This window comes from Paraburkholderia sp. MM6662-R1 (genome assembly GCF_050436245.1).
Lineage (GTDB): Bacteria > Pseudomonadota > Gammaproteobacteria > Burkholderiales > Burkholderiaceae > Paraburkholderia > Paraburkholderia tuberum.
Window position 1 is genome coordinate 824,676 of the sequence record NZ_JBNDLV010000003.1, and the last position, 13,030, is coordinate 837,705.

14 protein-coding genes and 1 pseudogene are annotated in these 13,030 nt (G+C 62.3%); 3 read left to right on the top strand and 12 right to left on the bottom strand.

Going from position 1 to position 13,030, the window contains the following annotated elements:
• Positions 1 to 296: 296 nt before the first annotated feature.
• From OKW39_RS26585 to OKW39_RS26630, 10 genes are all read right to left on the bottom strand, one after another.
• Positions 297 to 1,514: a hypothetical protein gene (locus tag OKW39_RS26585; RefSeq protein WP_429564039.1), complete on the bottom strand. Its 1,218-nt coding sequence runs from the start codon at positions 1,512 to 1,514 to the stop codon at positions 297 to 299.
• A 15-nt stretch (positions 1,515 to 1,529) separates the two neighbouring features.
• Positions 1,530 to 2,366 (bottom strand): hypothetical protein, encoded by an 837-nt coding sequence (locus OKW39_RS26590; protein WP_429564268.1) that lies wholly within the window; start codon positions 2,364 to 2,366, stop codon positions 1,530 to 1,532.
• Between the two features lie 179 nt (positions 2,367 to 2,545).
• Entirely contained in the window at positions 2,546 to 2,866 is a 321-nt protein-coding gene (locus OKW39_RS26595) for a type II toxin-antitoxin system RelE/ParE family toxin (RefSeq protein ID WP_429564040.1), read from the bottom strand.
• Positions 2,863 to 3,132 carry a type II toxin-antitoxin system ParD family antitoxin gene (locus OKW39_RS26600; protein ID WP_429359556.1) on the bottom strand — a complete coding sequence of 90 codons (270 nt, stop codon included), beginning with the start codon at positions 3,130 to 3,132 and terminating at the stop codon, positions 2,863 to 2,865. Before OKW39_RS26600 ends, OKW39_RS26595 begins: the two co-directional genes overlap by 4 nt.
• A gap of 178 nt (positions 3,133 to 3,310) precedes the next feature.
• Positions 3,311 to 3,772: an SET domain-containing protein gene (locus tag OKW39_RS26605; protein WP_429360655.1), complete on the bottom strand. Its 462-nt coding sequence runs from the start codon at positions 3,770 to 3,772 to the stop codon at positions 3,311 to 3,313.
• Positions 3,773 to 3,846: 74 nt separating this feature from the next.
• Positions 3,847 to 4,200 (bottom strand): hypothetical protein, encoded by a 354-nt coding sequence (locus OKW39_RS26610; protein WP_429359554.1) that lies wholly within the window; start codon positions 4,198 to 4,200, stop codon positions 3,847 to 3,849.
• 38 nt (positions 4,201 to 4,238) lie between these two features.
• Positions 4,239 to 5,273: a DNA-binding protein gene (locus OKW39_RS26615; protein ID WP_429359552.1), complete on the bottom strand. Its 1,035-nt coding sequence runs from the start codon at positions 5,271 to 5,273 to the stop codon at positions 4,239 to 4,241.
• 606 nt (positions 5,274 to 5,879) lie between these two features.
• Complete coding sequence (locus OKW39_RS26620) at positions 5,880 to 6,761, bottom strand: patatin-like phospholipase family protein (RefSeq protein WP_429348347.1); 882 nt, start codon at positions 6,759 to 6,761, stop codon at positions 5,880 to 5,882.
• Positions 6,762 to 6,857: 96 nt separating this feature from the next.
• Positions 6,858 to 7,151 carry a hypothetical protein gene (locus tag OKW39_RS26625; RefSeq protein ID WP_429348346.1) on the bottom strand — a complete coding sequence of 98 codons (294 nt, stop codon included), beginning with the start codon at positions 7,149 to 7,151 and terminating at the stop codon, positions 6,858 to 6,860.
• A 380-nt stretch (positions 7,152 to 7,531) separates the two neighbouring features.
• Complete coding sequence (locus OKW39_RS26630; RefSeq protein WP_429348345.1) at positions 7,532 to 7,813, bottom strand: hypothetical protein; 282 nt, start codon at positions 7,811 to 7,813, stop codon at positions 7,532 to 7,534.
• 728 nt (positions 7,814 to 8,541) lie between these two features.
• On the opposite strand from OKW39_RS26630, the gene OKW39_RS26635 reads away from it, so the two are divergent.
• Both OKW39_RS26635 and OKW39_RS26640 read left to right on the top strand, forming a co-directional pair.
• Complete coding sequence (locus tag OKW39_RS26635; RefSeq protein ID WP_262421745.1) at positions 8,542 to 8,805, top strand: pentapeptide MXKDX repeat protein; 264 nt, start codon at positions 8,542 to 8,544, stop codon at positions 8,803 to 8,805.
• Between the two features lie 66 nt (positions 8,806 to 8,871).
• Positions 8,872 to 9,138: a hypothetical protein gene (locus OKW39_RS26640; protein WP_429359547.1), complete on the top strand. Its 267-nt coding sequence runs from the start codon at positions 8,872 to 8,874 to the stop codon at positions 9,136 to 9,138.
• Positions 9,139 to 9,931: 793 nt separating this feature from the next.
• Here the strand turns inward: OKW39_RS26640 and OKW39_RS26645 are convergent.
• Entirely contained in the window at positions 9,932 to 10,633 is a 702-nt protein-coding gene (locus OKW39_RS26645) for a YoaK family protein (protein ID WP_429564269.1), read from the bottom strand.
• 391 nt (positions 10,634 to 11,024) lie between these two features.
• Here OKW39_RS26645 and OKW39_RS26650 point away from each other — a divergent pair.
• A pseudogene (locus OKW39_RS26650) lies at positions 11,025 to 11,276 on the top strand (IS6 family transposase); the annotation flags it as partial.
• A 184-nt stretch (positions 11,277 to 11,460) separates the two neighbouring features.
• Here the strand turns inward: OKW39_RS26650 and OKW39_RS26655 are convergent.
• A protein-coding gene (locus OKW39_RS26655; protein ID WP_244168772.1) for an IS3 family transposase occupies positions 11,461 to 13,013 on the bottom strand; the annotation gives its coding sequence in 2 pieces (ribosomal slippage) (positions 11,461 to 12,551 and positions 12,551 to 13,013; 1,554 coding nt in all).
• Between the last annotated feature and the right edge of the window lie 17 nt (positions 13,014 to 13,030).

The following is a 13,030-nucleotide window of genomic DNA, read 5'->3' on the forward strand; positions in this document are numbered from 1 at the left end:
TGAGATCGGGGAAGCAGCACTCTAACCCATCACATTCACTGTTTGCACCAGAACCGTTCGAGCCATGATTCAGGTTCGGGTGCGCACCGGGGGTTGTACTCTTTCATGATGCAAGTCCTGTACAGACTTCTGTCTGTCGTAAAACTGCCGGCAACAACCGCATTACGCTTCAGTTCAGTCATCGGCGGCATAACGGGCGCTCGTCCCACAGGCCTGGGCCCGCCCGTTGACGACAGCACGCCGGGCCACAGGCCTTGCGTGGGCCGCCCTCCCGGTGACCTGGATGCACCGCGACGTCATGCGACCCAATGATGCGCCAGCACCGTGGCGACAATCGAATGCCCTGGATTGGCCGCGAACTGATTGCGCAACTGCCGGTCAAGCTCGTCGCGCGTCATGCCACTCGCGAGCGCCGCCTGTGAGAGCGAGGAATAGGCATCGAGTACATCGCCACTGGTGATTTCATAGCCAAAACCTGCGTTTATCCAGTGCAGCGCCGCCATACCACAGGTCATCGCAAACGCTGGTGCCTGTCCGGCGAAATCGCGTGCGGCTCGCGTCAGGGTTCGCGGGTCGGTGGGGCCGCGCATCGCGAGCGACGCCGCCAGATCGAGAAGGCCGGCGTCCTTCGCGGCGGCGAACCATTTCCCCTCGGCGCCGGGACTGCTCGCGACCAGGTCGCGGAGAATGCTGCTGGAACTCCTGTCCGGATATTTTTTCGCGATGCCACGGAACGTCGCGAGATGCGTGGTGGCCTGATTGGCCTCGATCGCGTAGCGCCGATAGGCCTCGTCCGTCATGCCCTTCGACAGAAGGATCGCTTCGCATTTGCGGGCGATGGCGACAGCGGGCGCATTCAGCCCCCTCGACGCTTCCGCATAACGCAGTGCTTCAGCCGAACGATTTAATGCGATCAGTGCATCTACCCCGTACTGGCGATACCCCCACCAGTTCAGGCGCGCGCCATTCACAAGAGCGAGTAGCTCCTCATGGCGGCGGGCGGCATTCAGTGCACTGAGGCAGGCGGTGGTACCCGCGAAATGCTCGCCCAGACCTTCAGCGCCCATGACGCGCGCGGTAACCGGCAACAACCGGTCTGCCCATGAGGACGCGATGGCGGGTGAGGCGCACAGGTCGCCCCAGCGATCGCCCAGCTGTTCGATATACGGCATCCGGTCGTCCTGGAGCGCGTCAAACAGGCGTTCCAGCCAACGCGTGCGGACCAGAGCAGGCACATCTGCCCCGGCAATGACGGGCACCAGCGCATCAATGGCGCGATTCACGGCGGTACCGATCGCCCCGGAAGAACTGTCTACCTGCTCGAGCGCCGGCGAAAGCTTTTCGAGCAGGGCGACAGCGCCGTCGGCCGCGAGAACAGGATCTGCACGGGCGACCTGCCGGATTTCGGTCAGGGCCTCCTTCAGACGCTGGATCGGCAACGCGGATTTCCAGCCGAAGGCGCCACGCCGGAACCGCGCGGCGAACACCCATTTGTGAGAAGCGGTTCGTGACATGTTCCGTGGACCTTCTCAGCGCGTCTTCATGTAGGCAGCGTACAGCGCCCCGTTGAGCGCCTGCAGTTCGCGCCGGGTTTCCAGCAGTTCGTGATGCCGGCCCTGACGCTCCAGGCTGAGTAACTCGAGCATCACCTTCGCCGCCCGCTCGGGCGCATTCTGTCGCGAAGGCTCCGCCTGTTTGAACAGCGGCGCGAGGCCGGTCTTGTCCGTGAGTACCCACGCCGGAAACCATGCCAGATCGCCGATGTCGCCAGCGCCTTCAAACGACGTATCGAAGGCGCGCCGCAACCTGTTGACGCACGCGTCGTCAAGCCGGCTCAAAAGGCGGTCAAACCGGGATGGAGAAAGCCACGCAAGTTCCACCAGAAACGGCCAGGCCGCGTCCACGCCGTCGAGCCGGTAGCGCGCCTCCGTCATCCAGCAAAGCGACGCTGGAATCCGTCGCCAGGACGCGACACGCGATATCGCATTAGAGGCCTCGGCCCACCTCGCAGCAAGCAGGAAGAGCGGCGCCGCGTGTGCATCCGCGTGGTCCGCACGGAAAGGCAGCGCAGCGGCGCGACCGGCCAGTTCTGCCCAGAGCGGTGCGAGCCAGGTCGCCCCGCTCTGCCTCGGGAACGCCCGCGCGACTGCGGGCTGGACTTCGTGAGACAGCGCCTGGCAAGCCTGCAAGGCGGCTTCGTGACGGCCAAACGGTGCCGTCGATCGACCCTCGAGGGCATTGACCATCGACCCGAAATACACCTGGGCGACGTCGTCCGGATACTCGTTCGCAAGGGCCTGCAGCGCGCGCCGCGCGCCCGCCGCATCATACTGCTGCAACGCGGACAGGACATCGTTGCGCAGCATCACGTCGCGGCTGTCGTTGAAAATGTCGAGCTGTATCCGTCGGATTCAGAACAGTTTGCTGGTCAGCGTGACGAGATTAATCCATTTGACCGTGCTTCTCAATTTCCTGCCGTGCTCATCGACTGACTCGGCGATTGCGCGCCGAACGCCCGCGTCGGCGACACGGTGCGGGCGCGTCATCACTGGTCGTGGTCCGTCGGGTCCGCGAAAGACGGTTCCCAGGCCCGTCCGCCGTAGAACACGCCAACGATTGACACCACCTCATGATCCACAAGGTAAGCAATCACGGCGCGCTGCCGGTAGTGGGTCACGCGCAGGCCAGGCAACAGATCATCGCGCGGCACGCCGCGCTCAGGGAACGTCTGCAGGCGCAGGCAGAAACTCACGATGGCGTCGACATATTGGGCCGCCGTGATGGGCGAACCCGCTTCACGGATAAACCTTTCGATGTCCTCAAGCTGGTCCCGCGCTTCCGGGGCAAACTGCACCCGGTAGTTCATGCGGCGCCCGAGCGCTTCTTCGCCAGGTGAGCGCGCACCTGCTCGGGCGTGAGCGCGCGCGCGGCCTCCGCGCGCAACGCTTCGGCCGCAGGCACCACCTCGTCACGCAACCAGGCCTCGATGGCCCTGTCGCGGGCCGCGAGGGTGCGTAGCCCGTCGCGGATCACCTCGCTTTCAGACGCGTATTCGCCGCTGGCGACCTTGGTGCGGATGAGCTCGGCCATCTCGTTGGGCAGGGTAATGCTGAACTGCTGTGTGGTACGCATGGCGCTCTCCAAGCTGACAGGATTTAATCCTACTCCGTCGACCGGGGTGCTGGCAAGACGCGCCGGGCTTGCACAGATGACGATAACGGCTGCGCGCGACGGGACGGGACGGGACGGCGCACAGCTTCATGGCCCGTCCGGCGCCGAACCATTTCGAAGGAAAAACTGGATGCGTCTGTCACGGGCGCACTTGATCTCCGCTCACCGGGGCCAGCATCGAACCGGTACACCGCTTCGTCCCACAGTAGCAGGCGTAGTCGGCGACCAATTCGGGAGTCATCGCTTCATCGATCGTGAGTCCGTAGGCGATAGAAAGCTCGTCGCCCGGCATGACGTCTTTGAGCGTTTCGATAAAAACCCGCCCCCGCTCGTCCTCGATCGCCTCACAGTTCGGCTGGCAGGAGTGGTTCAGCCAGCGGGCGCTGTTGCCGCCGACGCTACCGTCGATCACGCGCCCGTCAGCCAGTCCGAAAATGAACGTGTGGCCGCGCATCCCGAACCGCCGGTGTCTGGCAGAGGCCCGCCGCCACGAAGTGACCTCACCACGATGTTCGAAAATCCGCTGGCCGGCAGGGATTGCCTGTAGCGCGAAGACGCCTCGCCCATGAACTGATGACTGTCTGACCGTAACGCGCCGCACTTCGTGACTCACAGATTGGTTGAAGGTCTGGAGCATAGCGAGCGGCGCGCTGCGCGGCAACCGGAGACGTCGCGTCAGAACAGACTGGTCTGTCGGGCATCGCGCGCCGGGGGGCGGGATACGTCGGTCCGGCGGGCGCGCCGACTTCCACTGCTCCTGTTTCCAACCCGCTGCAGCCGGGCCAGCATCAGGCATTCGCCTCCACCATCGCTGAAGCGCAACTCGAACACGCCGGTTTCGCCAGATGGGCATGGCGCCGTCGCGCGGAACGACAGGCGCAGGCCCCGCCGTTTCGCGCGGGCCATCATCTGCGTGCGGCTCATGCCCTGCCAGCAATCCGACACAAAGCGCGTCACCGTCACGGGCAGCGACTCATGCGCGACGCCATGTGGAAGCGTCAGTCCAGTGAGCAGGTAGAGGTCAGCCATGCAGCCGGTTTCCTTAAGCGACGGGTCACATTCTGCGTTTATACCGCTTTCTTGCGACGCCTGGCTGGGCTGGCGGTCGGTACGACCCGGGACGAACGGGTCGAACGTGATGTCTTCCGGACGGCAGCAGGGACAGCTGACTGCCGGTCTTCCCGCGCACGCGTTTCCGCTTCCCGCAGCGTCATCACCTCCGTCTGCAGCCGGGCATTCTCGGCCTGAACGGCTTCCAGGCGCCCCTGCAGCACGCCCGCGTGATGACGCGCGTCACCCAGCTGCGCGCGCATGGTTTCCGATGCACGGCGCTGGTCGTCGTCCTTCCTGTCCGCACGACGGGAGGCCTCTTCCAGCTCCTTCTGCAGCTTTGTTGCAATACTTCGTTCGCGATCAATCTCCAGCAGGGCGCGCTTTTCGGAGGCCCGTAGCCGTTCCCCGGCGCGTTCAGCCGCTTCCCGCTGCTTCTCCAGGTCGCGCGAAAACCCTTCCCTCACTTCCGCGAGTTCGCGATCGCGCCCGATCAGCGCGTCCCTGAGTCGCCCGAGGTCCGCTTCGAGTGCCTGTCGCTGCGCGTGACCTTCAGCCTGCGCCTTGTCGAGCTCCCGTACCTCGACCTGCGCGGCCAGCAGCGCGGCGGTGCGCTGTTCGAGCGCCGTCTCGAGGCGACCCAGCTCATCGCGGGCGGCAACGACCGACTGTTGCGCCTCCGCCCGCTGCGCCTCGAGTTCGTCACGCAGTGCGTCCAGTGAGGCCGCAGCCGACGCGCTCGCGCGCGTCCAGAGGGTGGCGACCAGTTCGCCGGCGGCCGCACCGAGATCGGCGGGCAGGTCGGGATGGTCGATGCGCACCCGGCTTTTCTCGCGCAACTCGGTCCAGAACTCGCCCAGGACCTGGGTCGGCGTGCCCATGCTGCCCCGCTTCACGAGCTGGTACAGGCGGTTCGCGGTCGGCGTGATGCCGAAGCGGAAGAACAGCAGCGCGCAGACCTCGCGGTACAGCTCGCGGGTCTTCGGGAACCGGGCCTTGAGATGCTCGATCTCGGCGGCCAGCGCCGCGTCGCGGGACAGGACGTCACTCATGAGGGCTTTACGGATTTGGCTTCCGCTTATATTACTACGTAAACCGACCTATATCTAATGCGCTCTCCCTATAATTTTGACATTATCCCTATAATCAGCGCCGTCCGCGCCTGGCTCGCGCGCCTTGTCACCAGCGGCGTGGAATTCGATGAAAACGGACGGTTTCAAATTCACACTGACGAAGCGATAGCACGATCGCGCGATCAAGGGTCAAGCTCGTTCTGCGCCGCGACTCACCTCAGTGGCTAGTCCGCTGAGAATGCGGCAACTACAAGGGAAGCAGGAGAACGGAGCGAAGAAAAATAAAGAAGAACCAGGCTTTAGACAAACCGGGCCCCAAAGAAAATGAACCAAGAAAAGTCGGTTCCACGCGGTGAGTTTCACACCGTAAGTTTTTGACGACTTTCAGATCGCCAATGACACGCCTCGCGGGGTTGTCGTACTTTCCGTGCGAATCCTGCGGTTTGGTCCTAAAGGTTCTTACCGCTTATTGAGTGACGACCTGACAAATCGTCCGCTGTGCGACACACGTAGGGCCGTGGAGCCTTGCTGCAAGCGACTCTACGGGCGATCACCGCCCCATTTCGCACGGAAGGACGTTAGCCGCTAGTACGTTGCGGTGGTGTGCGCATGATCGCGCAGTTCGTCAGGAATGAACACGCGTTCGAGACCACCTTCGCCGAGCCACGCGCGCGTCTTCTGCGCAGCACGTTCGATCAACCGCGCACACTGCGAGTAGTCGTACGGTGACACATCGAGCGGACACAGCGGCGGAACGACGTAGATCTGCGCGCGTGCCGAGTAGAATTCCAGATCGCGAACGAGTTGTCGCGCGATGACGAGCGTCAGAGCGTGCATGGCCTGCGCAATCGCGCTGCCGGGCGGCGCATGCAACGCACAAGCGAAGCCGGCCGGCAGCACGATGATGCGCGTCGCGCCGAGCGCGACCGCCACCGAGACCGGCGTGTTGTTGGCCACACCGCCATCGACCAGAGCCACCCCGTCGATCCGCACCGGCGGAAACACGCCAGGTATCGCCGCGCTGGCGAGCACGGCGTTCACCACGGGACCCGATGAGAGCACGATTTCGTGGCCGGCGAGCATATCGGTCGCAACGATGTGAAGGGCAAGCGTCGCCTGCTCGATCCGCTCATACGACAGATGCTTTTCCAGCAGCCGCCGCAGCGCATTTGCCTCGACGAGATGCGCACGGCTACGCAGAATCATCGCGAGCAGCCCGAGCATCGACAACGGCATGATGTCCTGCCGCCTGATCGTGCACCACAGCGCTTCGAGCATCGCGACGCCGTCGCGGTCCGGACGGCCGGCGAAATACGCCGCGTTGATCGCGCCGGCGGAAGCGCCGACGACCAAACCCGGCCGCTCACCGCGTTCGATCAGTTCGCGCAGCATGCCCACCTCGATTGCGCCAAGACTGCCACCGCCTGCAAACACGAACGCGGTCAAGCCGGACGGATGGGATTTCATGGCTTTTCAGAAACACCGTATGCGGAAAGCCGGAGCTAATGCGCGTGGGCGCAGGGTCGTCGCGACCGCGCAGTCTCAGCAATTCGCGCTGCGACGTCAATGTCCCTTGAAGATATCCAGCAGTTGGGTCTGCAACTGCATCATGGCCTGCGCGTGCTTCATTTCCATTTGCGCCATCGCCTGCTGATGCTCCATGTCCATCTTCATCATCTTTTCCTGGATGTCGATGGCCTGGCTCCGTTGTTCGGGAGTCAACTTGTCCATCATCATTGCCCAGTCCGGCGGCATGGTGTACGTGCCGCTGCGTCCGATGCCCTGCGCGTGCGCCGCGCCGGCTGCCAGGACAAACGGCAGCATTCCGTACAGAATGACCTTTTGTATCGGTTTCATAGAACCTCCATTTCGCGTTCGCAGCCCGAATCAGAAGAGGGCCGCACAGGCGACGTCCACTCGCACAGCGCGGCAGGCTTCGGCGTATCCGTCGCACAAACCGCATCTGGGAACACAACACCAGCGCTCGCGACGGGATCGTGCGGCGCGGTGTTTCAAGCTTTCGTCGTGCGGGCGGCCGGGAAATGACAGGCGTTGGGCAAAATGAACGCGACGCGGCGCGCGGTCTCTGATTTTCCGCGCGCTCAGTGACCGGTCGTACCGTAATCGCGCGCCTTCAGCTATAGCGAACTGTCCGCAGGCCGCTTCTCCAGGTTCAACGTCCGTCGTAGAGGGTGGTGAAGCCGACGCCGTAACAATGCGGGTGCCAGATCGCCTGCCTACCGCTGCCGCTGGGTTGTTGCCGCTGCACCATTTCCACGATCTCCTCGGCCCTCTTGCATTCGCACCCGACAATGGATACGAACCAGCGCACTCTCTGCAACCGGCACAACGTTATCGACCGCCGTTGGCAGGTCGGGTGACGCGGCGTGCTGTGTTCTTTCGGCGTCGATCGTTGCAATCAGCCCCATCGAGCGTTGATCGACCATCGCGAGCAGCAATTCCCGGTTGTTCCGGATCTCGTCGGCATCCTGCGGGCGGACATTGGCGCAGAGCGGCATGAACCACCGGGAATCACTGCACGCGGACGGCCGCGTTGTTCAGCGTGTCAAGATCAAACCAGGGTCGGCAGTCCCACGGATTGCAAAATCTCGACGGCGACGGCAAATAGAGCCCCCGGTTGCACAGCGTGGCTTCGAGGTAGCCGGTCCAACTTTCGCCGTATGGCTGATAGTGGTACGGGGGCGACGCGCTGATTCGGAGGCCGTGACGGGAGGGCATCGTACCGTACGCGGGAAAGGGAATGGACACTGTATCAACCGGCCAGGGCGGCCGGCGATCCTTAAGCCGGCTCGCTGTCCCGTTGATCTCCGAACCCCGCAAAGCACTCGCCTCCCGGCGGCCATGTCCGAAAGACGAAGACACGTTCATCTTTCACCGCTGCACGGGTCCACCGTTCCCGTACCTCAAGCGTTATATAAAGCGACGCGGACGAGAATGCGAGCGGGCGGAGACAGGGATTGACGCGGGCAACCGGTCAGTCCGCGAGCGGCAGCGAAATGCGACGCGCGTTGGCGTCGGAATGCTGATGCCCGGGCGCGGTCACAGGAGGCCGGGGTACCTCATCGGGGCCCAGAAATAGCTGCCCCGACGGGTTACAGGATTGACCGGGGGAAATGCACAGAACTGACTTGGCGGTGCCTGAAGCGCAGAGGAACATGTAGAGGGCACCCCGGGAAGAACCGGTGAAAGCGGGTGATAACAAACCGGCGACCGCAGGATTCACGTCATGAAAAAGGAGCTCAAGATGAAACGTCTGATCATGGCTGCATGTTCAGCAAGCCTTCTGATGCTGGGTACTTCTGCATTCGCCCAGTCGAGCGGCGCGATGGGCAACAACTCGATGTCAAAGGGCGCAATGGCCGCAAGCGAACCCATGGCTGCAAGCGGTACGATGGCCAAAAAACCGATGAAGCATCAGAAGAAAATGATGAAGAAGGAAGATGGCGGGATGGGAATGGGTAACCACGCCTCGGGTACGAGTGCCAACTAGGAGAAAGTCTGACGTGAAGGGCGACGGACGACGTCAGCCCTTCCCGCATCGACCGACCCGGGGTGTGTGGAAACGTCTAAAGAACCGCAATATGACGCGCGGCTCTTGCGCCACCTGGCGCGTTTAGTAACTGTCGCCGGCAGCAACAAGGCAACAATGCGCCGTCAAACGGCTCGATTTGCAGACCACGGCGACTGGAAAGCACAGGACGCCAAGGTCTGCAGCAAGGGCAGCAAGATCCCCTACGCCTGCAACGAGGTGCGCATCAAGGGCGACGACCTGTACCTCAAGCGCGATAGCGGCGAGATCGTGCAATTTATCGAGGCCTATTAACCAGAATCGCGGATGACGTGACGGCCGGGGCCGGCCACTGTCTGGAGCGCTTTCGCGGTTGGGCAATCGCATCGTCGGTATCGGACCTGCATCGACGGCTCGTGGGCCACGAAAGCAGTGCCTGCCAAAGACCACCAAGGCGGCTCGACCCATGACGAGCACCGCAACACAAGGCTCGTACCGCCTGTCGTTGCGACGGGTTCCGTCATGAACAAACGCATGGGTTCTTTTCATCCCGGTTTCTGGATTCGGCCGTCAGGATGACTTTGGGCCTGGCTGCTGACGATCGCGTATCGCACCATGCCATCCGGCCCGCGCGTAATCGCTTCCCAAGGTCGTCGACGTCCCACCCGCCCCGGCGTCGCACAGCGGTTTTCTTTTTATTGCGCCGCAGACGACCAAAGCCGCCGCGATTCTCTATGTCGGCAGACACGGCAGCTTGCAACTGAACCTGTATGGAACGTTCGGTTGGGGCGAAAACACGTTTCTCGTCCGTACGTGTGATTCATTCAGAGTGAGCACGAAACGCGCACCCAGGATGTCAAATTCGACAACCCCATGATCGACGCGCTGCGCACAGTTAGCCGCGAGACGTACGACGGATCTAGAGCAAATGGCGGAGATGATCGAGGGCGTTGATTTTGACAGGATACCTGATTGAGCCGGAAAGACCTCGTTCCAAACTGCAGACGCAGTGATACCTCTGAGGGTTCAGGTTTACCCACATGTCTGTGAATGAAGCTGCGATTTTCTGCTTGTAAACGAGCGGATGCGATACTAACTTTGGCCATCCTCATGCACGCGGCGCTTGCGACCCAGTCTTGGACCCCGGCCAGACAACCAGCTGGACCATTCGCATTAGCGCGCCCACGAGAAGCAGAACCGAAATCCACAGCGCCCCGCTGTGCAACACGCGGGTGGAAACGCCACCGAGCACCGCGCCCGCGAAAAAACTGAAGCCGGCCATTCCGAGCAGTGATGCATCCCGCAACGCTGTCCTGTCATATCTTGGAATCAGGCCTTCCAGCAGCCTCTTCGCAGCCCGTCGCAGATTCCCGGTCGTCATGACCGACGTATAGGTCAGATTCTCGAGATGTGTAAACGACAAGGTCTGCAGCGTGGCGACGAACGAAATGCCCGGAATAAGCCAGACTTCCGAAGCCCCGACCAGACCGCTCGATGCGATGGTCAGGAACACGATCTCGAGTAGCAGACAGATCAGCGCAGGACGCCGGATCGAACGCGTGACGGCGTCCAGGCGCAACAGGTGAACCACGAATACCGCGAACACGAACGCGACTAGTGGAGGGATGTGACGGGCCGCTTGCACCCAGTTCCCGGCCGCGACTTCGATACCAAGCAGTGCAACATTTCCCGTCATTGTGTTAGCAAACACGCCCCCGTGACCGACATAGGTAAATGCGTCGAGAAATCCGCCGGACAACGTCAACAGCACCGCCACGCCCCGGCTTCGGCTAGCCGCATCCAGATTCATCGCATCTTCTCCGGTCTTGCTTGTTCCGCCGAATATACCAGCGGATGACCGGACCGCGGGGCAGCAGCGCATCCACACAAGACGGACCCATGCCCACAGCATCGCCCCCCTCGTCTCTGTGAAACTGGTTTCGGCTGATTGTGCTCGCAAGGACTTCCCCGAGAGTCAAGCTCGGTTATTTGTGGATGTCAGCCGATGTGTGTCATAGACGCTAGTTGCCCCGGTGGTTGTTGTTCAACCACATCCTGAAGGCGCTGTACCTTGAGTGCCAGTGGCACATGTTGCCGATCGACAGGAATCAGCAAAGGTCGACGCGAAAGCCATCCGACGAGCATTTACCGAATCTTTCGTGGCTCTGTCGCGGTAAGCCAGTCCGGTTAAGCTGGAGTCCATAAAACCGCTCTATCTGCAGCTCGAAACATCGAACCTTCGAAAGGTTCTGAAGCGCCTTCGCTACCCGCTGGATATCATGCTGGTGTGCGTGCGCTGGTATGCGGCCTACCCGCTAAGCCTGCATTAGCTCCACGAAATCATGGCCAAACGGGGTGCAGCCGTCGATCACGCTACCGTACATCGCTGGGCGCTGAAGATCCTGCCGGTGCTGGCCCGCGTGTTTCGCCAGCGCAGGCATCCGCTGGGGCGACCTCGACCTGCGCGGCCACCCGCGAATCGAAGGGTCGCCTCGATGCGGCCCAGTTCGTCGCGGGCGGCGGCGACCGACTGCAGCGCGCCGAGCGTCGCCCCGCTGACGTGGTGGCGCGCCTCCACAGGATAGCGACCGGTTCGCCGGCGGCCGCGGCGGTTGTCAACGTACTTGTCGCGTCACCTCATGCGCACTGCTTTAGTTCTTCCGGTTGCATGCGCTCCGGATTGAGCCAGACTTCATCCTTCAATTTCCAGTTGCGCGTCGATCGGGACCAACGCCGTGGATTGCGCTGCCTGGCCTCCGCATAAACGATCTCACGTTGCGCAAGAACTGCATTCGCCACGCCGTTATGACACTGGGCCGGCGTGACGAATTTGAGGCCGCTGTGTTTGTGCTCATGGTTGTACCAGCGCACGAACTGCTGCGTCCAGGCCCGCGCCTCATCAACGCTGCCGAACGGCTTGCGCGGGTAGTCGGGCCGATACTTGCAGGTCCGGAACAGCGACTCTGCGTACGGGTTGTCGTTACTCACGCGTGGTCGGCTAAACGAGGCCACGACCCCCAGGTTCTCCAGGGTGGCAAGCATCGTCGCACCTTTCATCGGGCTGCCATTATCCGAGTGCAGCACCAGGGGACGTCCTGCCAGGCCCTCTGCCAGACTGGCACGCCGCATCAGCAACGCGGCCAGTTCTGCCGATTCGGCCTCATGCACTTCGTGACCGACAATCTTGCGGCTGAACACGTCCAGCATCATGTACCAGTAGTAATACTGTCCTTTGACCGCCGCAGGTACCCAGGTGATGTCCCACGACCAGACCTGATTGGGCGCCGTCGCGCAATGACTGGTCACTACCCGGGTCGAGGGCTTGCGCGCACGACCACGATGGTGCTGCTGCGAGGCGCTGCGCAGCACGCGGTAAAAGCTCGATTCCGATGCGACATACACGCCGCGATCGGCCAGCCTCGGCACGATCTGGCTGGGCGGCAGACTGGCAAACTCCGCACTATTGGCTACCTCAAGAATCTGTTGCCGTTCAGCCTCACTCAACTGGTTGCCCGGCGGCGGCCGTTCGGTCGTGGTACGACCATCAGCACGTACCGTGTCACCGTCACCGACCCAGCGCTGAAACGTGCGCAGGCTCACGCCCAACTCGTCGCAAGCCTTCTCCAGCCGGCAGCCTGACTGCGCCGCCTCGCGTATCAACGATATACATAACAGGCGATCCGGGACGTTGATCAATCGTCCTCTTTGTCTCCCCAGATCGCCTGGACTTTTTTTCTCAGAATCAGCAGCGCCGCCGCTTCCGCTAGCGCCTTCTCCTTGCGCTGCAATTCCTTCTCGAGCTGCCGGATGCGCTGCTTGTCGTCTTTCGACTGGTGGCGCTGCTCGCGTGCCTGCTCGGTGGCATTCGCGTTGGCTGCCTGGCAGGCCGCTCGCCACGCCGCGATCTGTTCGGGATAGAGTCCTTTGCGCCGGCAGTACTCGGCCAGCTCCGCTGCGTTGAGCGGGGCGGCTTCCAGCACTACTGCAAACTTGTCTTCCGAAGACCATCCCTCGGGATTCTTCCCATCGCCCGGCACGGCCAGCCCTTGTCCTTTCGCCTGTCGGCGCCACGTGTACAACGTCTGTTCGGTAATTCCCGTTTCTCTGGCCAGCGCTGAGACCAACGCGTTTTCCGGCGGCATCATGCGACGCACCAGCGCTTCTTTTCTTTCTGCTGAGTAGGCTTTCATTCACCCTGATTTTACCG

Coding starts and splice junctions, on each gene's coding strand:
- OKW39_RS26620 (WP_429348347.1), bottom strand. CDS start 6,761: ATGAAATCCCATCCGTCCGGCTTGACCGCGTTCGTGTTTGCAGGCGGT.
- OKW39_RS26600 (WP_429359556.1), bottom strand. CDS start 3,132: ATGCGTACCACACAGCAGTTCAGCATTACCCTGCCCAACGAGATGGCC.
- OKW39_RS26635 (WP_262421745.1), top strand. CDS start 8,542: ATGAAAAAGGAGCTCAAGATGAAACGTCTGATCATGGCTGCATGTTCA.
- OKW39_RS26585 (WP_429564039.1), bottom strand. CDS start 1,514: ATGTCACGAACCGCTTCTCACAAATGGGTGTTCGCCGCGCGGTTCCGG.
- OKW39_RS26615 (WP_429359552.1), bottom strand. CDS start 5,273: ATGAGTGACGTCCTGTCCCGCGACGCGGCGCTGGCCGCCGAGATCGAG.
- OKW39_RS26610 (WP_429359554.1), bottom strand. CDS start 4,200: ATGGCTGACCTCTACCTGCTCACTGGACTGACGCTTCCACATGGCGTC.
- OKW39_RS26590 (WP_429564268.1), bottom strand. CDS start 2,366: ATGCTGCGCAACGATGTCCTGTCCGCGTTGCAGCAGTATGATGCGGCG.
- OKW39_RS26625 (WP_429348346.1), bottom strand. CDS start 7,151: ATGAAACCGATACAAAAGGTCATTCTGTACGGAATGCTGCCGTTTGTC.
- OKW39_RS26595 (WP_429564040.1), bottom strand. CDS start 2,866: ATGAACTACCGGGTGCAGTTTGCCCCGGAAGCGCGGGACCAGCTTGAG.
- OKW39_RS26645 (WP_429564269.1), bottom strand. CDS start 10,633: ATGAATCTGGATGCGGCTAGCCGAAGCCGGGGCGTGGCGGTGCTGTTG.
- OKW39_RS26630 (WP_429348345.1), bottom strand. CDS start 7,813: ATGCCGCTCTGCGCCAATGTCCGCCCGCAGGATGCCGACGAGATCCGG.